This is a genomic window from Meiothermus sp. (genome assembly GCF_025060375.1).
Classification (GTDB): Bacteria; Deinococcota; Deinococci; order Deinococcales; family Thermaceae; genus Meiothermus.
On record NZ_JANXCG010000062.1, the window covers coordinates 38702 to 57329 of the forward strand.

Annotated in this window: 18 protein-coding genes; 16 read left to right on the plus strand and 2 right to left on the minus strand. The window is 66.2% G+C overall.

Annotated features, from left to right (window positions below; translation table 11 throughout):
- Positions 1–83: 83 nt before the first annotated feature.
- A complete protein-coding gene (locus tag NZ849_RS07910; protein WP_295405895.1) occupies positions 84–1001 on the plus strand; it encodes a DUF1517 domain-containing protein in 918 nt (305 codons plus the stop codon).
- On the opposite strand, the gene NZ849_RS07915 is transcribed toward NZ849_RS07910, so the two are convergent.
- The gene (locus NZ849_RS07915; protein WP_295405898.1) at positions 970–1452 is read right to left on the minus strand and encodes a redoxin domain-containing protein; all 483 of its coding nucleotides are present in this window, start codon (positions 1450–1452) and stop codon (positions 970–972) included. The two genes, NZ849_RS07910 and NZ849_RS07915, sit on opposite strands and share 32 nt — an antisense overlap.
- Before the next feature lie 255 nt (positions 1453–1707).
- Between NZ849_RS07915 and NZ849_RS07920 the strand changes: the two genes are divergently transcribed.
- From NZ849_RS07920 to NZ849_RS07990, 15 genes are read left to right on the plus strand one after another with little or no spacing between them, the layout of a single operon-like run.
- Positions 1708–4041, plus strand: a complete 2334-nt coding sequence (locus tag NZ849_RS07920; protein ID WP_295405900.1) for a bifunctional salicylyl-CoA 5-hydroxylase/oxidoreductase — start codon at positions 1708–1710, stop codon at positions 4039–4041.
- Positions 4038–4802, plus strand: coding sequence for an SDR family NAD(P)-dependent oxidoreductase (locus NZ849_RS07925; RefSeq protein ID WP_295405903.1), 765 nt, complete (start codon positions 4038–4040; stop codon positions 4800–4802). Before NZ849_RS07920 ends, NZ849_RS07925 begins: the two co-directional genes overlap by 4 nt.
- Positions 4803–5288, plus strand: a complete 486-nt coding sequence (locus tag NZ849_RS07930) for a MarR family winged helix-turn-helix transcriptional regulator (protein ID WP_295405906.1) — start codon at positions 4803–4805, stop codon at positions 5286–5288. It abuts the gene before it with no gap.
- Positions 5285–6115, plus strand: a complete 831-nt coding sequence (locus NZ849_RS07935; protein ID WP_295405908.1) for an enoyl-CoA hydratase family protein — start codon at positions 5285–5287, stop codon at positions 6113–6115. Before NZ849_RS07930 ends, NZ849_RS07935 begins: the two co-directional genes overlap by 4 nt.
- Positions 6116–7297: an acyl-CoA dehydrogenase family protein gene (locus NZ849_RS07940; protein WP_295405911.1), complete on the plus strand. Its 1182-nt coding sequence runs from the start codon at positions 6116–6118 to the stop codon at positions 7295–7297.
- A 31-nt stretch (positions 7298–7328) separates the two neighbouring features.
- Entirely contained in the window at positions 7329–8948 is a 1620-nt protein-coding gene (locus tag NZ849_RS07945) for an AMP-binding protein (protein ID WP_295405913.1), read from the plus strand.
- A gap of 2 nt (positions 8949–8950) precedes the next feature.
- Entirely contained in the window at positions 8951–9358 is a 408-nt protein-coding gene (locus tag NZ849_RS07950; RefSeq protein WP_295405916.1) for a RidA family protein, read from the plus strand.
- Positions 9359–9367: 9 nt separating this feature from the next.
- Positions 9368–10597, plus strand: coding sequence for a kynureninase (kynU, locus tag NZ849_RS07955; RefSeq protein WP_295405918.1), 1230 nt, complete (start codon positions 9368–9370; stop codon positions 10595–10597).
- Entirely contained in the window at positions 10597–11421 is an 825-nt protein-coding gene (gene kynA / locus NZ849_RS07960) for a tryptophan 2,3-dioxygenase (protein WP_295405921.1), read from the plus strand. Before kynU ends, kynA begins: the two co-directional genes overlap by 1 nt.
- A gap of 44 nt (positions 11422–11465) precedes the next feature.
- The gene (locus NZ849_RS07965; protein ID WP_295405924.1) at positions 11466–12632 is read left to right on the plus strand and encodes an ABC transporter substrate-binding protein; all 1167 of its coding nucleotides are present in this window, start codon (positions 11466–11468) and stop codon (positions 12630–12632) included.
- A 2-nt stretch (positions 12633–12634) separates the two neighbouring features.
- The gene (locus tag NZ849_RS07970; protein WP_295405926.1) at positions 12635–13555 is read left to right on the plus strand and encodes a branched-chain amino acid ABC transporter permease; all 921 of its coding nucleotides are present in this window, start codon (positions 12635–12637) and stop codon (positions 13553–13555) included.
- A gap of 10 nt (positions 13556–13565) precedes the next feature.
- Positions 13566–14477, plus strand: a complete 912-nt coding sequence (locus NZ849_RS07975; protein WP_295405929.1) for a branched-chain amino acid ABC transporter permease — start codon at positions 13566–13568, stop codon at positions 14475–14477.
- Positions 14474–15226, plus strand: a complete 753-nt coding sequence (locus tag NZ849_RS07980; protein WP_295405932.1) for an ABC transporter ATP-binding protein — start codon at positions 14474–14476, stop codon at positions 15224–15226. The genes NZ849_RS07975 and NZ849_RS07980 overlap by 4 nt, the downstream gene beginning before the upstream one ends.
- Positions 15223–15933 carry an ABC transporter ATP-binding protein gene (locus tag NZ849_RS07985; protein WP_295405933.1) on the plus strand — a complete coding sequence of 237 codons (711 nt, stop codon included), beginning with the start codon at positions 15223–15225 and terminating at the stop codon, positions 15931–15933. The genes NZ849_RS07980 and NZ849_RS07985 overlap by 4 nt, the downstream gene beginning before the upstream one ends.
- Positions 15930–16742, plus strand: coding sequence for an alpha/beta hydrolase (locus tag NZ849_RS07990; protein WP_295405934.1), 813 nt, complete (start codon positions 15930–15932; stop codon positions 16740–16742). The genes NZ849_RS07985 and NZ849_RS07990 overlap by 4 nt, the downstream gene beginning before the upstream one ends.
- Before the next feature lies 1 nt (position 16743).
- Here NZ849_RS07990 and acs read toward each other — a convergent pair whose 3' ends face one another.
- Positions 16744–18627 carry an acetate--CoA ligase gene (acs, locus tag NZ849_RS07995; protein ID WP_295405936.1) on the minus strand — a complete coding sequence of 628 codons (1884 nt, stop codon included), beginning with the start codon at positions 18625–18627 and terminating at the stop codon, positions 16744–16746.
- Position 18628 lies beyond the last annotated feature (1 nt).

Here is an 18628-nt window from a genome sequence, read left to right on the forward strand (position 1 = left end):
TATGAGCCTAGTCTTGTCAAGTTTAGTGAATCTACCTTTAGCAAACAGCCTGCCCAGGTCAGCCCCCAGAGGGTCCAGCCTGTATGCTGGAGGGGATGCAAGGGGCGGCCCGAATGCTGTTCACGATCCTCCTGATTCTGGCAGGGCTGACCTGGGGGCTATCCATGTGGGGCTGGGCCTGGGGCCAGCGCAGCGGGGGCGGGGTGGGGGGCCGAGGGGGCTTTTCCGCGCCCCGCAGCCTGCCCTCGGTCCCGCGGGTCAACCCCGCCCCAACCCCCTCCTGGCCCCTGCCGACCCCAACCTACCCAAGCCCCAGACCGCCCATCTACGTGGCTCCAGGCACCGGCCCAAGCCGGGGGTTTGACCTGGTGGCCCTCCTGTTGATTGGAGGGATTGTGCTGCTCACCCTCTACATGGTGCGGGGCCTCAAACGAGCAGGCACCGGGGATGAGGAGGCCACGGTAGCCCGGCTGCGGCTTGCCATCCTCTACTCCCCCACCCTCCAGCAACGCTTGCGCAGGCTGGCCGAAGAGGCCGATACCGAGAGCGTGCGGGGCCTGGCCGACCTGGTGGACAACGCCGCGGTGCTCCTGCTGCGCGAAGCCCCGGGGTGGCGCTTCGGCCAGTACGAGGTCTGGCAAGGCCCACTGGAAGAGGCCGAGGGCCGCTTCGACGCCTGGATGAGCGAGACCCGGGCGGAGTTCGTGGAGACCTTCCAGCATTTTGAGGGGCGGAAGGAGGTGCACAACGACTACCGACCCCAAGCTGAGCCCGACGGGCGGTACATCCTGGCCACCCTGCTCCTGGCGGTGCGGGGCGGGCTGCCGCCGGTGCCCACCCCCTTGCGCCGGGAAGGAGCCAAGGCCGCACTGCTGGCCCTCACCACCTCGAGCCCTACCAACACCCTAGCCAGCTACCTAGCCTGGACGCCCGAAGCCCCCGGCGAGGCGCTGACCGAGGGGGAGCTGCTCAAGGGCTGGCCCCAGCTCGAGCTGCTCTGACCGCCTCCTCTATCGCCTCGTAAGGGGGCTCCTGGGAGGGAACCTCAGCCACCCAGGCCCAGACCACCCGCCCCTGAGGCCCCACCACATAGGCCGCCCGCTGGGAAAAACCAGGCAGGCCCTTCAGGCTGATCTCCAGACCAAAAGCCCGGGTAGCCTCGCGGTTGTAGTCGGAGAGCAGGGGAAAACTCAGCCCTAGCTTTTCCGCATAGGCCCCCAGCGTCCAGGGGGTGTCCACGCTGATTCCGTAGACCCGTGCCCCCAGGGCGTTGTAGGTGGCAAGCCCATCCCGCACGGCGCAAAGCTCCCTCTCGCAAACCCGGGTGTGCGCCGCCGGGAAGAACAGGAGGACCAAAGGGCCATCCCCTGCGAGCTCGGGAAGCCGGCAGGGCTCTACGCTGGGAGTGTACACGACAACATCGGGCAGAAGGTCGCCTACCTGAACTGCCATGAGGCCAGTTTACCCCACATGCCCTGGGCCAACCGTGGGGTACTGAGGAGTGGCCCACAGCCCGCCCTGGGCGGTGGGGCTGGCCCTGGGAGGCTACGCCTTCATCTTCCGCCGGCTCGAGGCCGGGCTCCGGGCCGCGCGGGGGCCTAGGGCCAGAAAAAGTGTGCTACCTCGCATTCCTATAGTTGAAACCTCATTATTTTAGAGCTAAATAAAAAGTGCGGGCAGGGACCAACGTCTGCCTTGGGGGAGAGGATGAGGATCGTCTGCATCGGTGGTGGCCCGGCGGGGCTTTATTTCGCCCTGCTGATGAAAAAGCAGAACCCGGCGCACGAGATCACCGTGCTCGAGCGCAACCGCCCCGACGATACCTTCGGCTGGGGGGTGGTCTTCTCTGACCAAACGCTGGGGAACCTGGAAAAGGCCGACTACCCCACCTACGACCAGATCCGGCAAGCCTTCCACCACTGGGACGACATAGAGATCCACTTCAAGGGCCAGGTCATTCGCTCCGGGGGCCACGGCTTTGTGGGTATCGGGCGGAAAAAGCTCTTGAACATCCTGCAAGACCGGTGCTTGGAGCTGGGGGTCAACCTGGTCTTCCAAACCGAGGTCACCGACGACGAGGCAGTGGCGCGGGCGTACCGGGCCGACCTGGTCATCGCCGCAGACGGCATAAACAGCCGCACCCGAAAAAAGTACGAGGCCACCTTCAAGCCCGATGTGGACGTTCGCAAGTGCCGCTTTGTCTGGCTGGGAACCCACCAGCCGTTCCCGGCCTTTACCTTCGCCTTCGAGAAAACCGAGTGGGGCTGGTTCCAGGCCCACGCCTACCAGTTCGACCCCGAAACCTCCACCTTCATTGTGGAAACCCCAGAAACGGTCTGGCAAAAGGCCGGGCTGGACCGGATGAGCCAGGAAGAGGGCATCGCCTTTTGCGAGAGGCTCTTCGCCAAGTACCTAGGCGGGCACAAGCTGATGTCCAACGCCCGGCACCTCAGGGGCTCGGCCATCTGGATTAGGTTCTCCCGTGTGGTCTGCGAGAGCTGGGTCCACTGGAACGGCCGGGTTCCGGTGGTGCTGATGGGCGACGCAGCCCACACCGCCCACTTCTCCATCGGCAGCGGCACCAAGCTTGCGCTGGAGGACGCCATCGAGCTGGCGCGCACCTTTGAGCGGATAGGCGACACCCCAGCCCAGCTGCGGGAGGTGCTGGAGGAGTACCAGCGGGTGCGGCGGGTGGAGGTGCTCAGGCTGCAAAACGCCGCGCGCAACTCCACCGAGTGGTTTGAGAACGTGGAGCGCTACAGCCATTTCGAGGCCCCGCAGTTCGCCTACAGCCTGCTTACCCGCTCGCAACGGGTCTCCCACGAAAACCTCAGGCTGCGGGACAGGAAGTACCTGGAGGGCTACGAGGCCTGGCTGGCCGAGCGGGCTGGGCTGCCCAGAAAGCCCATCCCGCCCATGTTCCTCCCCTTCCGCCTGCGGGGGCTGGAGCTCAAGAACCGGGTGGTGGTCTCGCCCATGGCCATGTACTCGGCCAAGGACGGCCTGGTGAACGACTTCCACCTGGTCCACCTGGGGGCCAGGGCCCTGGGCGGGGCGGCTTTGGTTTTCACCGAGATGACCGCCCCCTCGCCCGACGGACGCATCACCCCGGGCTGTGCAGGGCTGTGGAGCGAGGCCCACATGCGGGCCTACAAGCGCATCGTGGACTTTGTCCACGAGCACACCGACGCCAAGATAGCCCTCCAGCTCGGGCATGCTGGGCCCAAGGGCTCCACCCAGGTGGGCTGGGAGGCCATCGACGAGCCCCTACCCGAGGGTAACTGGCCCCTCATCGCCCCCTCCCCCATCCCCTACGGCCCCAACAACCAGGTGCCGCGCGAGATGACCCGGGAGGACATGGAGCGGGTCAAGGCCGACTTCGTACGAGCGGCTTTGTGGGCGGTTGAGGCTGGCTTCGACTGGCTCGAGCTGCACTGCGCCCACGGATACCTCCTCTCGGCTTTCATCTGCCCCCTCACCAACCACCGCACCGACGAGTATGGGGGCAGCCTGGAGAACCGCTGCCGCTACCCGCTGGAGGTCTTCAGGGCCCTGAGGGCCGTCTGGCCCGAGCACCTGCCCATGTCGGTGCGCATCTCGGCCCACGACTGGGCCCCGGGGGGCAACACCCCCGACGACGCGGTGGAGATAGCCCGCCTCTTCAAGGAAGCCGGCTGCGACCTGATCGACGTTTCCTCCGGCCAGACCACCCGGCTGGCCCGGCCCATCTACGGGCGGATGTACCAGACCCCCTTCGCCGACCGCATCCGCAACGAGGTGGGCATCGCCACCATGGCGGTGGGGGCCATCTACGAGGCCGACCACGTGAACTCCATCATCGCCGCCGGGCGGGCTGACCTGTGCGCCATCGCTCGGCCCCACCTAGCCGACCCCCACTGGACGCTGAACCAGGCTGCCCGGCTGGGCTACACCGAGGTTGGGTGGCCCAAGCAGTACCTCTCGGGCAAGGCCCAGCTCGAGCGCAACCTGGCCCGGGCCTCGCTCGAGCGGGCCGAGGAGCTGGCCATCCGCGGCGTATGAGACCCCTGGAAGACCGCCACGCCCTCATCACCGGCGCCAGCCGGGGCATCGGGGCGGCCATTGCCAGGGCCCTGGGCGAGGCCGGTGCGGCCCTGAGCCTGTTAGGCCGCGACCAGAAGGCCCTCCTGCAGCGGGCCCGGGAGCTTGGGGGAAGGGCGCACGTGGAGGTCTGCGACGTGACCGACCCCGAGGCGGTGCACCGGGCAGTGAGGGGCGCGGAGGCAGCCTGGGGACCGGTGCACATCCTGGTCAACAACGCCGGCCAGGCCGAAAGCTGCCCCTTCCCCAAGACCGAGCTGGAGCTGTGGGAGCGGATGCTAAGGGTCAACCTGACCGGGGCCTTCCTCTGCACCCGGGCCGTCCTGCCGGGAATGCTCCAGGCCGGCTGGGGACGCATCGTGAACGTGGCCAGCACCGCTGGGCTGAAGGGCTACCCTTACGTCGCCGCGTACGTGGCGGCTAAGCACGGCCTGGTGGGCCTGACCCGGGCTCTAGCGCTGGAGCTGGCCCAAAAGAACATCACCGTCAACGCGGTCTGCCCTGGCTTCACTGAGACTGGGCTGCTGGAGGACAGCATAGCCCGCATCGTGGAGAAGACCGGCCGCAGCCCGGGCGAGGCTCGGGAAGAGCTGGTCCGGGCCAACCCCCAGGGCCGCTTCGTGAGGCCCGAAGAGGTAGCCCAGGCCGTGCTGTGGCTGGCGCTGCCCGGCTCAGCAGCCGTCAACGGGCAGGCCATTGCGGTAGCAGGAGGGGAAGTCTAGATGACCACGCTGGAGAAGGACCTGGAGACCCGCCTGGCCGAAGACCACCACCAGGCCATCAAGCTCTGGTTACGGATGCTGACCTGCACCAACCTCATCACCGGAAAGATCCGGGGCCGGTTGCGCGAGAACTTCGCAACCACCCTACCCCGCTTTGACCTGCTGGCCCAGCTCGAGCGCCACCCCGAGGGGCTTCGGATGGGGGAGCTCTCCCAGCGCATGATGGTCACCACCGGAAACGTTACCGGGATTGCCGACCAGCTCGAGGCTGAAGGGCTGGTGCGGCGCGAGGCCGACCCCAAGGACCGCCGCTCGGTGGTGCTGCGGCTTACCCCTAAGGGGCAGGCCGTCTTCAGCGCAATGGCCAAAGTCCACGAGGGCTGGGTCATCGAGTTCTTCGAGGGACTCTCCACGGAAGAAAAGGAGACCCTCTACGCCCTTTTGGGCAAACTCAAGCGCCACCTAAACGGGAGGAGGAGCCCATGAAGCGGCCCGACGGCAGCATCGCCCTGGCCGACTACCAGGCCCAGCACTTCCTCTGGCAGGTAGAGGACCGGGTAGCCACCCTGACCCTAAACCGCCCGGAGCGGAAGAACCCCCTCACCTTTGAGTCCTACGCCGAGCTGCGCGACCTATTCCGGGCCCTCCCCTACGCCACAGACGTGCGGGCGGTGGTGCTCACCGGAGCCCAGGGAAACTTCTCCTCTGGGGGTGATGTGTACGAGATCATCGGCCCCCTGACCCAGATGAAGACCCCGGAGCTGCTGGCCTTTACCCGCATGACCGGGGATGTGGTCAAGGCCATGCGGAACTGCCCGCAGCCCATTGTAAGCGCGGTGGACGGGGTGTGCGCCGGGGCCGGGGCGATTTTGGCCATGGCCTCAGACCTCCGCTTCGGCACCGCCCGCAGCAGGACCGCCTTCCTCTTCGCACGGGTGGGGCTGGCCGGATGCGACATGGGGGCCTGCGCCATGCTACCCCGCATCATCGGGCAGGGCCGGGCCGCCGAACTCCTGTACACGGGCCGGAGCATGAGCGGCGAGGAGGGGCTGGCCTGGGGCTTCTTCAACCGGCTTTGCGAGCCCGAGACCCTGCTGGAGGAGGCCCAGGCCTTCGCCCGGGAGCTGGCCACCGGCCCCACCTTCGCCCACGCCATGACCAAGCGAATGCTCCACCAGGAGTGGAGCATGGGGCTGGACGAAGCTATAGAGGCCGAAGCTCAGGCCCAGGCCCTGTGCATGGCTACCCAGGACTTCCGCCGGGCCTACGAGGCCTTCGTGGCCAGGGAGAAGCCGGTATTCCAGGGGGACTAGATGAACCGCGCGCACCTCGAGTGGCCCTTCTTTGAGCCAGAGCACCGCCGGCTGGCCCAGGAGGTCTGGGCCTGGGCCCGAAAAAACCTAGGGGAACACCCCGAGACCGACGTGGACCGCACCTGCCAGCGCCTGGTGCGGGCTTTGGGGGAGGCTGGCTTCATCCGCTATGCGGTAGGGGGTCAGGCCTACGGCGGGGCCAAGGAGACCATTGACACCCGTGCGGTCTGCCTCATCCGCGAGGCCCTGGCCTACCACCACGGCCTAGCCGACTTCGCCTTTGCCATGCAGGGGCTGGGCTCAGGGGCCATCACCCTCTGCGGCAACGAGGCGCAAAGGGCTCGCTACCTGCCCAAGGTAGCCCAGGGCCAGGCCATCGCGGCTTTTGCCCTATCCGAACCCCAGGCCGGCTCGGATGTGGGGGGCCTGTCCACCCTGGCTCAGCAGGAGGGCGGGACCTACGTGCTGAACGGCGAGAAAACCTGGATATCCAACGGGGGCATCGCCGACTTCTACGTGGTCTTTGCCCGCGCCCCAGGAAGCCAGGGGTCCAAGGGAATAAGCGCCTTTGTGGTGGACGCGGACACCCCGGGCCTCGAGGTAGCCGAGCGGCTCGAGGTGATGGCCCCCCACCCCCTGGCCACCCTGCGCTTCCGGGACTGCCGCATACCCCGGGCCCAACGCCTGGGCGAGGAAGGGGAAGGCTTCAAAATCGCTATGCAGACCCTGGACATCTTCCGCACCTCGGTGGCCGCGGCGGCTTTGGGCTTCGCCCGGCGGGCGCTGGACGAGGCCCTGGCCCGCGCCACCACCCGCCGGATGTTCGGCCAGACCCTGGCCGAATTCCAGCTCACCCAAGCCAAGCTGGCCCAGATGGCCGTCCAGATTGACACCGCAGCCCTCCTCACCTACCGGGCAGCCTGGCTGCGCGACCAGGGCAGGCGGGTAACCCTGGAAGCGGCTATGGCCAAACTCACCGCCACCGAACACGCTCAGCAGGTGATTGACGCCGCGGTGCAGCTGTGGGGCGGTCTGGGGGTGAAAAAGGGACAGGTGGTGGAGTCGCTTTACCGCGAAATCCGAGCCCTGCGCATCTACGAGGGGGCCAGCGAGGTGCAGCAGCTCATCATCGCCCGCGAACTGCTAAAAGCCTACCAAAAGCCGGAGGAGGTTTCGGTATGAGGCCAAAGCGACCAACCAAAGGAGGGCCGGTATGGGCCACACCGCCCATGTAGACACCTTTGCTCGGGACAACCTGCCGCCCAGGTCCGAGTGGCCCGAGCTCATCTTCAAGCTACCTGAGCTGGCCTACCCCGAGCGGCTCAACGCCGCCACCGAGCTGCTCGACCGGATGGCCGAGCGGCACCCCGAGCGCACCTGCCTGCTGGCCCCGGGGATCCGCTGGAGCTACCGGGAGCTTCTGGAAAAGGCCAACCGCATCGCCCATGTGCTGGTGGAGGATATGGGTCTGGTGCCGGGCAACCGGGTGCTCTTGCGGGCCCCCAACCACCCCATGCTGGTGGCCGCCTGGTTCGCGGTGCTGAAAGCTGGGGGCATCGCCGTCACCACCATGCCCCTGCTGCGGAGCAAGGAGCTCACCGAGGTGATCACCAAAGCCCAGGTCAGCCACGCCCTGTGCGACGCTCGCCTGGGGGAAGAGCTGGAGAACGCTCGAGCGGCCTGCCCCAGCCTGCAGCAGGTGCTCTACTGGGGCGAAGGGGGCGGCCTGGAGGGGCGGATGGAGGGCAAGCCCACGGGGTTCCAAAACCTAGACACAGCCAGCGACGACGTGGCCCTCATCGCCTTTACCTCAGGCACCACCGGCAAGCCCAAGGGCTGCGTGCACTTCCACCGCGACCTGCTGGCGGTTTGCGACACCTTCGGCAAGCACATCCTTAGGGCCTCCCCCGAGGACACCTTCATCGGAAGCCCGCCCTTGGCGTTTACCTATGGGCTTGGGGGGCTGGTGCTCTTTCCCATGCGCATCGGGGCCAAAAGCGTGCTGTTGGAGCGGGCCAGCCCGGAACTGCTGCTCCCGGCCATTGCGGAGTTCAGGGCCAGCGTCCTCTTCACCTCCCCCACCGCCTACCGGGCCATGGCCGCCCAGGCCCGGGGACACGAGCTCTCCTCGCTTAGGAAGTGCGTCTCGGCCGGGGAGTTTCTACCCCCCTCCACCCGCAAGCTCTGGAAAGAGGCCACCGGAATCGAGATGATAGACGGCATCGGGGCCACCGAGATGCTGCACATCTTCATCTCCCACACCGAGGAGGAGGCCAAACCGGGGGCCACTGGAAAGCCCGTGCCCGGCTATGAGGCCCGCGTGGTGGACGAGGAAGGCAACCCGCTTCCTCCCGGGGTGGTGGGGCGGCTGGCGGTGCGGGGGCCCACCGGCTGCCGCTACCTGGATGACCCCCGCCAGCGCAACTACGTGCAGAAGGGCTGGAACATCACCGGAGACGCCTATTTGGTGGATGAGGAGGGCTACTTCGTCTACCAGGCTCGTACCGACGACATGATCATCTCGGCAGGCTACAACATCGCCGCACCGGAGGTGGAGGACGCCCTCCTGCTGCACCCAGCCGTAGCGGAGTGCGCGGTGGTGGGGGCCCCCGACCCCGAGCGGGGCCAGATTGTGAAGGCCTACGTGGTGCTGCGGCCTGGCTTTGCCCCCTCGAGCGAGCTCTCAAAGGAACTACAAGACTTTGTCAAACAGCAAATCGCTCCCTACAAGTACCCCCGGGCCATCGAATTCCGCGAGAGCCTGCCCCGCACCCAGACCGGTAAGCTACAGCGGTACATCCTGCGGCAGGAGGCCCAGCAGGTGAAAGGCTGAAGATGGCGACCAGGGACATCCAGATTCTACAACCCCCCGGCTGGCCCAAGCCCAAAGGCTACGCCAACGGCATAGCGGCGCGAGGACGGCTGGTCTTCATCGCGGGCATGGTCGGCTGGAACCGGGAAGGGGTTTTTGAGAGCGACGAATTCGTGGCCCAAGCCTACCAGGCCCTGAAAAATGTCCTGGAAACCCTGGCTGAGGCCGGTGGCCGGCCCGAACACCTGGTGCGGCTCACCTGGTTCGTGACCAGCAAGGCGGAGTACCTGGCCTCGCTGGAGGCCCTGGGCGAAGCCTATCGGGCCCTGATGGGCCGCCACTACCCCGCCATGACCGTGGTGGAGGTGAAGGCCCTCTTGGAGGACCGGGCCAAGGTGGAGATTGAGGCCACCGCGGTTATCCCGGAGTGAGGAGGTCCTGTGGTTCCCGCCGAGATACAGGCCCTTGACCGGGCCGACCCCCTGGCCGCCAAGCGGGAAGCCTTTGTGATTCCCGAAGGGCTGATCTATCTGGACGGCAACTCCCTGGGGCCCCTGCCCAAGCGGGTGGCGGAGCGGATGCGGGAGGTGGTGGAGGGGCAGTGGGGGCAGGACCTGATCCGGAGCTGGAACCTGCACGGCTGGATTGGCCTGCCGCAGAGGCTCGGGGCCCGAATCGCCCGGCTCATAGGGGCCGAGGCAGACGAGGTGGTGGTGGCCGACTCCACCTCGGTCAACCTCTTCAAGGTGCTTCTGGCCGCACTGGAGCTGCGCCCCGGCCGCAGGGTCATCCTATCCGAGGTGGACAACTTCCCCACCGACCTTTACATCGCCCAGGGCCTGCGGGAGCTTCGGGAAGGCTGCGAGCTGCGCTTTGTGCCGAGGGAGGAAATTGAAGCCGCCCTGGACGAGGAGACCGCGGTGCTCCTGCTCACCGAGGTGGACTACCGCACCGGATACCGCCACGACATGGCCCACCTGACCCGGCTGGCTCAGGCCAGAGGGGCGCTGGTGGTCTGGGACCTGGCCCACAGCGCGGGGGCCTTCCCGGTACACCTGAACGCCTGCGGGGTGGACTTCGCGGTGGGCTGCGGCTACAAGTACCTGAACGGAGGTCCAGGAGCGCCCGCCTTTCTCTACGTGGCGCGGCGCCACCAGAAGTCCCTCAAACCCTTCCTGACCGGCTGGATGGGCCACCAAGACCCCTTTGCCTTCAGCGTCACCTACACCCCAGCAGAGGGCCTGCGCCGGATGACCGTGGGCACCCCACCTATCCTCTCCATGAGCGCGCTGGAAGCAGCTTTGGAGGTGTGGGAAGGGGTAGAGATGGCGCAGGTACGGGAAAAATCGCTCAGGCTTACCGACTTGTTCATAGAGCGGATGGCCCCCCTGGCGGCCCGCTACGGCCTCGAGCTGGCCACCCCCCTCGAGCACGCCCGCCGGGGCAGCCAGGTGGCCTACCGCCACCCCGAGGGCTACGCCATCGTGCAGGCCCTTATCGCCCAGGGGGTGGTGGGCGACTTCCGCCACCCAAACATCCTGCGCTTCGGCTTTGGACCTCTCTACCTGCGCTACGCCGACGTGTACGAGGCGGTGGAGCGGTTCGAGCGGGTGATGGCGCAGGGGCTCTGGCAGGACCCCCGCTACCGGGAGAAAGCCCAGGTGACCTGATGAAGGACACGACCTACCGGACCGCCCACACCGACTTTAGCCGGGAGCTTTCCTACGGCGACTACCTTCGGCTGGACGCACTCCTAGAGGCCCAGCAACCCCTGACCAAGGCCCACGACGAGGTGCTCTTCATCGTGGTGCACCAGGTGCAGGAACTCTGGATGAAGCTCATCATCCACGAGCTCACCTCGGCGATGGCCTTGCTGGAGGAAGGCGTGGTGGACCCAGCCTTGAAGATGCTCAGCCGGGTCTGCCGGGCCCAGGAGCAGATGAGCCAAAGCTGGGAGGTGCTGACCACCATGACCCCGGCGGACTACCTGGAGTTCCGCTGGGCCTTCGGCAAAGCCTCGGGGTTTCAGTCCTATCAGTATCGGCTGATTGAATTCCTCCTTGGCAACAAGCAACCCTTCATGATGCGCCCCCACCGCCACCGGCCCGAGTACGGGAGGCTCGAGCGGGCCCTGCACAGCCCCAGCCTCTACGACCTCTCCTTGCGGCTCCTCCACAGACGGGGCCTAAGCATCCCCTCGGAGGTGCTGGCGCGCGACTTCGCCCAGCCCTACCAGCCCCACCCGGCGGTAGCGGAAGCCTGGCTGGCGGTCTACCGCCAAACCGAGCGCTACTGGGAGCTGTACTACCTGGCCGAGAAGCTGGTGGATGTGGAGGAGAATTTCCGCCGCTGGCGCTTCAACCACCTGACCACCGTGGAGCGCACCATCGGCCACAAACAGGGCACCGGGGGTACCGCCGGCGTCCCCTATCTGAGGCGGGCCTTGGAGGTCGTGCTCTTCCCCGAGCTCTGGCAGGTGCGGACACTCCTTTAGATGAGGAAAACCCTTATGATGCAGCGAAAACCGGAGGAGGAAAGATGAAAAAGGCAATCTGGCTGTTAGTCCTTCTGGCCCTCGGCTTCTCGGCATCGCTGGCCCAAACCCGCACGGTCAAGGTCGGCTTCGTGAGCACCCTCTCAGGTGGAGGGGCTGCTTTGGGCATTGACGTTCGGGACGGTTTCAACCTGGCCATAAGGCTCCTTGGCAACCAGCTCGGGGGGCTGCCGGTGGAGGTGCTGGTGGCCGACGACCAGCAGAACCCCGACGTAGCCCGCCAGGCGGTGGACCGGATGCTCAAGCGCGACCGGGTGGACTTCATGACCGGTATCATCTTCTCCAACGTCCTCCTGGCCGTGGGCGAGGCCATCTTCGAGGAAAAGGTTTTCTACATCAGCCCCAACGCCGGCCCCTCAGAGTACGCCGGGGAGCAGTGCAGCCCCTACTTCATCAACGTGGCTTGGCAGAACGACAACCTGCACGAGGCGATGGGCCAGTACGTGCAGACCCGCCGCTTCGAGAACGCCTTCCTGCTGGCCCCCAACTACCCCGCCGGACGCGACGCCCTCACCGGCTTCAAGCGCTTCTTCAAGGGCAAGGTGGTGGCCGAGGTCTACCACCGCTTGGGCCAGCTCGATTTCTCCGCTGAGATCGCCCAGATCCGCGCGGTGCGGCCCAAGGCGGTCTATGCCTTTGAGCCCGGAGCCATGGGGGTCAACTTCATCAAGCAGTACGCCGAGGCCGGCCTCTTGCGCGAGATACCCCTCTTCCTACCGGGCTTCTCCGCTGATGCGGACGTAATCCGCGCGGTGGGGCGGGCCATGGTAGGCATCTACAACAGCTCGCAGTGGGCACTTGAGCTCAACAACCCGGTCAACCAGCGCTTCGTAGAGGAGTTCCGCAAGGCCTATGGCCGCATCCCCACGCTCTACGCCTCGCAGGGCTACGACGCGGCCCTGCTCCTGGACACCGCCATCAAGGCGGTGGGGGGCGACCTGAGCAAGAAGGATGAGCTGCGCAAGGCCATGCTGGCCGGATTCAACAGCACCCGCGGGTTCATCCGCTTCAGCCCCAACGGCTACCCCATCCAGAACTACTACCTGCGGCAGGTGATCCAGCAGCCCGGTGGCGAGATCGTGAACCGGCTGGTGGGAACCATCTTCACCAACCACCGCGACGCCTACGTGGATAGGTGCAAGCTCCGCTAGGTATGCCCCCCTCACTCCTAATAGAGCAGCTCCTGAATGGCCTTCAGTTTGGCCTGATGCTCTTCCTGCTGGCCGCTGGCCTCACCCTGGTCTTCGGCATCATGGACATGATCAACCTCGCCCACGGCTCGCTCTACATGATTGGGGCCTACCTGACCGCAACCTTCGTGGGCCTGCTGGGCAACTTCTGGCTAGCGGTACTCCTGGCGGTCCTGGGCACCGCCCTTGTCGGGATGCTTTTGGAGCTCAGCGTACTGCGCCAGCTCTACCGGCGCGACCACCTTTCGCAGGTGCTGGCCACCTTCGCGCTCATTCTCATCATCAACGAGGTGGTGCGCATCATCTGGGGCTCCCAACCCCTTCTGCTCTCCGCCCCCGAGGGGCTTTCAGGACCGGTGGAGCTCCTGCCGGGGCTGAGCTACTCGGCCTACCGGCTCACCATCATCGGGGTGGGGCTTTTGGTGGCGGCGCTCCTCTTCTGGCTGGTCAACCGCACCCGGGTCGGGATGTGGCTCCGGGCCGGGGCTTCCAACCGCGAGATGGCCCAGGCCATGGGGGTGCCCATCCGCCCCCTCTTCACCCTGCTCTTCGGGGTGGGTGCGGGGCTGTGCGCCGTCGCCGGGGCCTTCTTGGGGCCCATCCTGGCGGTGCAGATTGGGATGGGCGAGGGCATCCTGATCCTGGCCTTTGTGGTCATCGTGATCGGCGGGATTGGCTCCATCAAGGGAGCCCTGGTGGGGGCCCTGCTGGTGGGCACCGTGGACACCGCGGGGCGGGCCTTCCTACCCCTCCTGCTCTCGCAGGTGGCCTCCCCCGAGGTGGCGGCCAACCTCGGGCCGGCCCTGGCCTCCATCCTGATCTACCTCCTGATGGCGGCGGTGCTCTTCTTCAGACCCCAGGGGCTCTTCCCGGCCCGCACCTAGGAGGAGCCCGATGCGCTGGCCCCTCCTTCTGTTGGTCCTCTTCCTGCTGGCGTTTCCCCCCATCGCCAGCGCAACGGGGCTCGAGTTCTACCAGGGCCTCCTGACCAAGATCATGATCCTGGCCCTGGCCGCCAGCAGCCTGAACCTGATCCTGGGGTATGGGGGTATGGTGAGCTTCGGCCACGCCGCCTACTTCGGCCTGGGGGCCTACGCCGTGGCCATCCTGATGCGCGAAGGGATAAGCTCGGGCTGGGTCATCTGGGGGGTGGCGGTGGGGCTTAGCGCCTTGCTGGCCCTTCTCATCGGGGCCATCTGCCTGAGGACCCGGGGGGTCTACTTCATCATGATCACCCTGGCCTTCGCCCAGATGATCTACTACCTGGTGGTCTCCTTCAAGCAGTACGGCGGGGAGGACGGCCTCAGGGCCCGGCGGCCCGAGTTTGGCCTCTTTGAGCTAACCGATACCGCCCTTTACTACCTCAGCCTGGCGGTGCTGGCCGGGGCCCTGTACCTTCTGCACCGGCTGGTTCACTCGCGCTTTGGGCGGGTGCTCCAGGCCATCCGCGAGAACGAGTCCCGGGCTTTGGCCCTGGGTTACCCGGTTTTCCACTTCCAGCTCGTGGCCTTTGTGCTCTCGGGGGCCCTGGCCGGGCTGGCTGGGGCCCTGATGGCCCACTACACCCAGTACGCCTCGCCCAACCTGCTGGCCTGGCAGCAGTCCGGCCACCTGATGATGATGGTCATCCTGGGCGGGGTGGGGCAGTTTTGGGGCGGGGTGCTGGGGGCGGCAACGCTCTCCATCGTGGAGGAGGTCCTGCAGGACCTCACCATCCATTGGCAGCTTGGGGTGGGGCTGATCCTGCTGTTCATCGTGCTCTTCGCCCCCAAAGGGCTGGCCGGTCTCCTGAGGAGGAGGCCATGATTCTCCTGGAAACCCAACAGCTCAGCAAGCGGTTCGGCGGGCTGCTGGCAGTCAACAGCTGCAATCTGGAGGTGAGGGCAGGAGAGGTCCACGCACTAATTGGCCCTAACGGCGCGGGCAAGACCACCCTGCTCAACCTCATAACCGGTGTGCTGGCCCCCAGCAAGGGCCAGATTCGCTTTGACGGCCAGGAGATCACCCACCTGCCAGCCCATGCCCGGGTGCACCGGGGGCTGGCCCGCACCTTCCAGATCACCAACCTGTTCAAAAACTACACCGTGCGGGTGAACCTCGAGCTGGCCGTGCAGGCCCGCCGGGGCAGCAGTTTTCGCTTCTGGCAGCCCGTCGCAAAGGAAAGGGCCCTTACCGAGGAAGCCTTCCAGGTGGCCGAACGGGTGGGTTTGGGGAGGCGCTTTGAGGTGGTGGCGGGCCAGCTCTCCCACGGGGAGCAGCGGGCCCTCGAGGTGGCCCTGGCCCTGGCCTCCAAGCCCAAGCTTCTGCTCCTGGACGAGCCCATGGCTGGCATGGGCCCTGAGGAGTCAGCGCGAATGGTGGAGCTTATAGAAAGCCTGCGCCAAGAGTTCACCATCCTGCTGGTCGAGCACGATATGGACGCCGTCTTCCGGCTGGCCCAGCGCATCTCGGTGCTGGTCTACGGCCAAGTCATCGCCACTGGAACCCCAGAGGAAATCCGGGCTAACCCCGAGGTGCACAGGGCCTACCTGGGCGACGAAGGGGGTGCGGCGTGAACCCCTTGCTGCAGATTGAAGGCTTGGAAGCCTTCTATGGACCCAGCCAGGTGCTCTTTGGGGTGAGCCTCGAGGTCGGCCAGGGCCAGGTAGCCACCCTGCTGGGACGCAATGGCATGGGCAAGACGAGCACCGTGCGCTCCATCATGGGCCTCATCCCAACCATGCGAGGCCGTATCCGCTTTGCCGGGCAACCCATTGAGGGCCTGCCTCCAGAGCGAATTGCCGCCCTAGGCATCGGCCTGGTGCCTGAGGGGCGCCAGATCTTTCCCAACCTCACCGTGGAGGAAAACCTCGTCGCCTTCGCCGCCAACCGCAGCCAAAGCCCAAACCCCTGGACCCTTGGGCGGGTCTATGAGCTTTTCCCCAGGCTACGGGAGCGGCGCCACCACCTGGGCCACCAGCTTTCCGGAGGCGAGCAGCAGATGCTGGCCATTGGCCGGGCCCTCATGACCAATCCCCGCCTGCTCATCCTGGACGAGGCCACCGAGGGCCTGGCCCCCCTGCTGCGCGAGGAAATCTGGCGGGTACTCCGCCTGCTCAAGGAGGGTGGCCAGACCATACTGGTGATCGACAAGTACCTGGAGCGCCTATTCCCCCTGGCCGACCAGCACACCATCCTGGAGCGGGGCCGGGTGGTCTGGCAGGGAACCTCCCAAGAGCTCAAGGCTAGCCCCGAGGTTTGGAAGAGGTATCTGAGCGTATGAGCGAACCCTCCTGGATAGAACTCCAGTACAGCCCCCGTCTTACCGTGCCCGACGCGGCCGCATACTTCCAGCGCTGGGCCGAAGCCTCCCGGGTCGCCCGTGAAGCCTTACCCCACCACGCCAACCTGCGGTACGGCCCAGGCGAGAAGGAAACCCTTGACCTCTTCCCTGCCCCAGAAAGCCGCTACCTGCTCGTCTTCATCCACGGCGGCTACTGGCGGGCCTTCGATAAGAACGACTTCTCCTGGCTGGCCCCGCCCCTGGTAGAGGCTGGTCTCAGCGTGGCGGTGCTGAACTACGCTCTCTGCCCAGCGGTAACCATTCCAGAGATTACCGAGCAGTGTCGCCGGGCAGTGGCCTGGCTGCACCGCGAGGCCCCCCGCTACGGTGCACACGGCCCCTTGCTCATCAGCGGGCACTCGGCGGGAGGGCACCTGACAGCCGAACTCTTCGCCACCCCCTGGGAAGCCTACGACGTACCCCAGGAGGCCTTCGCAGGGGGCATCGCCATCAGCGGGCTTTTTGACCTGGAGCCCCTTCTACAGGTGTCCTTCAACACCGAGTTGCGCCTTGACCAAAAGAGCGCCAAGGCCTCGAGCCCCGTTCACAAGCGACCCACCCTGAAGGTGCCCTTGGTGCTGGCATTAGGGGCGCTGGAATCAGAGGAGTTCCACCGGCAAAGCCAGCTCCTCAACCAGGCCTGGCCCGGGGTCTGTCACGGGATCATCCGGGTCCCTGAGACCCATCACTTCAGCGTCCTAGACGCCCTGGCTGACCCCAGCAGCCCGCTTTGGCGGCCCTTCTCCTAGGCTACTCCTCCAAGGTGGAAAGGTCGCCTGGGTCCTGCCCCAACGCCTGGGCCCTCAAAAGCCGCCGTAGGATTTTGCCTGAGCGGGTTTTGGGCAGCCTGTCCACGAAGACCAGCTCCCCTGGCGTAGCGATGGGGCCGAGCTGGTGCCGCACATGCTGGACAATCTCCTGCTGCAAGGTAGGGGTCTTCTCCCAACCCGCCCGCAGCACCACAAAGGCCTGGATGCGCTCGCCCTTAATGGGGTCGGGCACGCCAATCACCGCAGCCTCAGCCACAGCAGGATAGGCAACCAGGGCGCTCTCCACATCGGCGGTGCCAATGCGGTGCCCCGCCACATTGAGCACATCGTCAGCCCGGCCCAGCACCGCAAAGTAGCCGTCCTCGCTCCGGCTGGCCACATCCCCCGCGGCATAGAACCCGCCGGGAATCTCCTCCCAGTACCGGGTGTAGCGGCCATGGTCGCCCCAGATGGTGCGCATCATGTGAGGAAAAGGCCGGCCCAGGACGAGCAGCCCTCCCCTGCCTGGGGGCACCTCCTTTCCCTCAGCGTCCACTACCTTTGCCTCCACCCCGGGCAACGGCACCCCCACAAAACCGGGGCGGGCCTCGAGGGTCAAGGGAGTGCCCAGGGTGGGCCCCCCCAGCTCGGTCTGCCACCAGTTGTCCACCACAAAACCGCGCCGGCCCTCATCCATAAGGTGGGTGTGGGCCCAGCGCCAGGCCTCGGGGTTCAGCGGCTCGCCGGCCACCGCCAAAAGCCGCAACGAGGAAAGGTCGTGCCGAGCCGGCCATTCTGGGCCGTACTTCATAAACATGCGCACGGCGGTGGGGGCGGTGAACATTACGTTCACGCGGTAGCGCTCCACGGCCCCCCAGAGGGCGGAGGGGTCAGGGTAGTCGGGAGCTCCTTCGCGCAACACGCTGGTAATGCCCAAAAGCAGGGGGGCATAGACGATGTAGCTGTGCCCCACAATCCAGCCGATGTCCGAGGTAGCCCAGAAGACCTCGTCCTCCTTCACATCAAAAAAGGTCCGCAGGTGGTAGGCAACCCCCACCATGTACCCTCCGTGCACGTGCACCACCCCCTTGGGCTTCCCGGTGGAGCCCGAGGTGTAGAGGATGAAAAGGGGGTGCTCGCTGTCTAAAGGCACCGCCCCTGCCTCGGGTTTGTGCCCCCAAAGGAGGGCGTTAAAGTCGCTGTGGCGAGGGCCCTCAGGCACCGCCTTGCTCCGGCTGAACCAGACCACGTGCACGTCCAAGCCCTGGGTGGCCTGCAAAACGATTGACGCCAGGTCAACCGGCTTTCCCCGTCGGTAGCTCACATCCCCAGCCACCACCACCCTGGCCCCTGCATCCTGTATGCGCTCCCGCAGAGCTGCCACCCCCAGGCCGGCGTAGACCACCGAGTGGACCGCCCCAATCCGAGCGCAGGCCAGCATGGCAATGATCCCTTCGGGGGTCAGGGGCATGTAGACGATGACCCGGTCCCCTTCCCGAACCCCAAGGGCCTTGAGGGCGGTGGCAAAGCGGGCCACCCGGTCCAGAAGCTCCCCATAGGTGAGCTTCTGCTCCCTGCCGTCCTCCCCCAGGTACAAAAGGGCTACCCGGTTGCGGGTAGGCCCCTTAGCGTGGCGGTCCAGCGCATTGTAGACGATGTTGGTCTGGCCGCCCAAAAACCAGCGGTGGTCGGGGAAGTTCCACTCCAAGACCCGCTCAAAGGGCTGGAACCAGCTGAAGCGCCGGGCCTCCTCCCCCCAAAACCCCTCCGGGTCCTCCAGGCTGCGGTTATACTCAGCCCAAAAGTCGCGCAGATTGGCGGCCTGCCGCTCCCACTCGGGCGCTAGATAACCAACCTGGGCCTTCAAAAGCTGCTCAATTTGCATA

Excerpts from the sequence above, each read along its gene's own strand:
- NZ849_RS07935 (WP_295405908.1), top strand. The coding sequence starts at position 5,285 with ATGAAGCGGCCCGACGGCAGCATCGCCCTGGCCGACTACCAGGCCCAG.
- NZ849_RS07990 (WP_295405934.1), top strand. The coding sequence starts at position 15,930 with ATGAGCGAACCCTCCTGGATAGAACTCCAGTACAGCCCCCGTCTTACC.
- NZ849_RS07925 (WP_295405903.1), top strand. The coding sequence starts at position 4,038 with ATGAGACCCCTGGAAGACCGCCACGCCCTCATCACCGGCGCCAGCCGG.
- NZ849_RS07945 (WP_295405913.1), top strand. The coding sequence starts at position 7,329 with ATGGGCCACACCGCCCATGTAGACACCTTTGCTCGGGACAACCTGCCG.
- kynA (WP_295405921.1), top strand. The coding sequence starts at position 10,597 with ATGAAGGACACGACCTACCGGACCGCCCACACCGACTTTAGCCGGGAG.
- NZ849_RS07965 (WP_295405924.1), top strand. The coding sequence starts at position 11,466 with ATGAAAAAGGCAATCTGGCTGTTAGTCCTTCTGGCCCTCGGCTTCTCG.
- NZ849_RS07910 (WP_295405895.1), top strand. The coding sequence starts at position 84 with ATGCTGGAGGGGATGCAAGGGGCGGCCCGAATGCTGTTCACGATCCTC.
- NZ849_RS07920 (WP_295405900.1), top strand. The coding sequence starts at position 1,708 with ATGAGGATCGTCTGCATCGGTGGTGGCCCGGCGGGGCTTTATTTCGCC.
- acs (WP_295405936.1), bottom strand. The coding sequence starts at position 18,627 with ATGCAAATTGAGCAGCTTTTGAAGGCCCAGGTTGGTTATCTAGCGCCC.
- NZ849_RS07980 (WP_295405932.1), top strand. The coding sequence starts at position 14,474 with ATGATTCTCCTGGAAACCCAACAGCTCAGCAAGCGGTTCGGCGGGCTG.
- NZ849_RS07950 (WP_295405916.1), top strand. The coding sequence starts at position 8,951 with ATGGCGACCAGGGACATCCAGATTCTACAACCCCCCGGCTGGCCCAAG.
- NZ849_RS07975 (WP_295405929.1), top strand. The coding sequence starts at position 13,566 with ATGCGCTGGCCCCTCCTTCTGTTGGTCCTCTTCCTGCTGGCGTTTCCC.
- NZ849_RS07930 (WP_295405906.1), top strand. The coding sequence starts at position 4,803 with ATGACCACGCTGGAGAAGGACCTGGAGACCCGCCTGGCCGAAGACCAC.
- NZ849_RS07970 (WP_295405926.1), top strand. The coding sequence starts at position 12,635 with ATGCCCCCCTCACTCCTAATAGAGCAGCTCCTGAATGGCCTTCAGTTT.
- NZ849_RS07915 (WP_295405898.1), bottom strand. The coding sequence starts at position 1,452 with ATGGCAGTTCAGGTAGGCGACCTTCTGCCCGATGTTGTCGTGTACACT.
- NZ849_RS07940 (WP_295405911.1), top strand. The coding sequence starts at position 6,116 with ATGAACCGCGCGCACCTCGAGTGGCCCTTCTTTGAGCCAGAGCACCGC.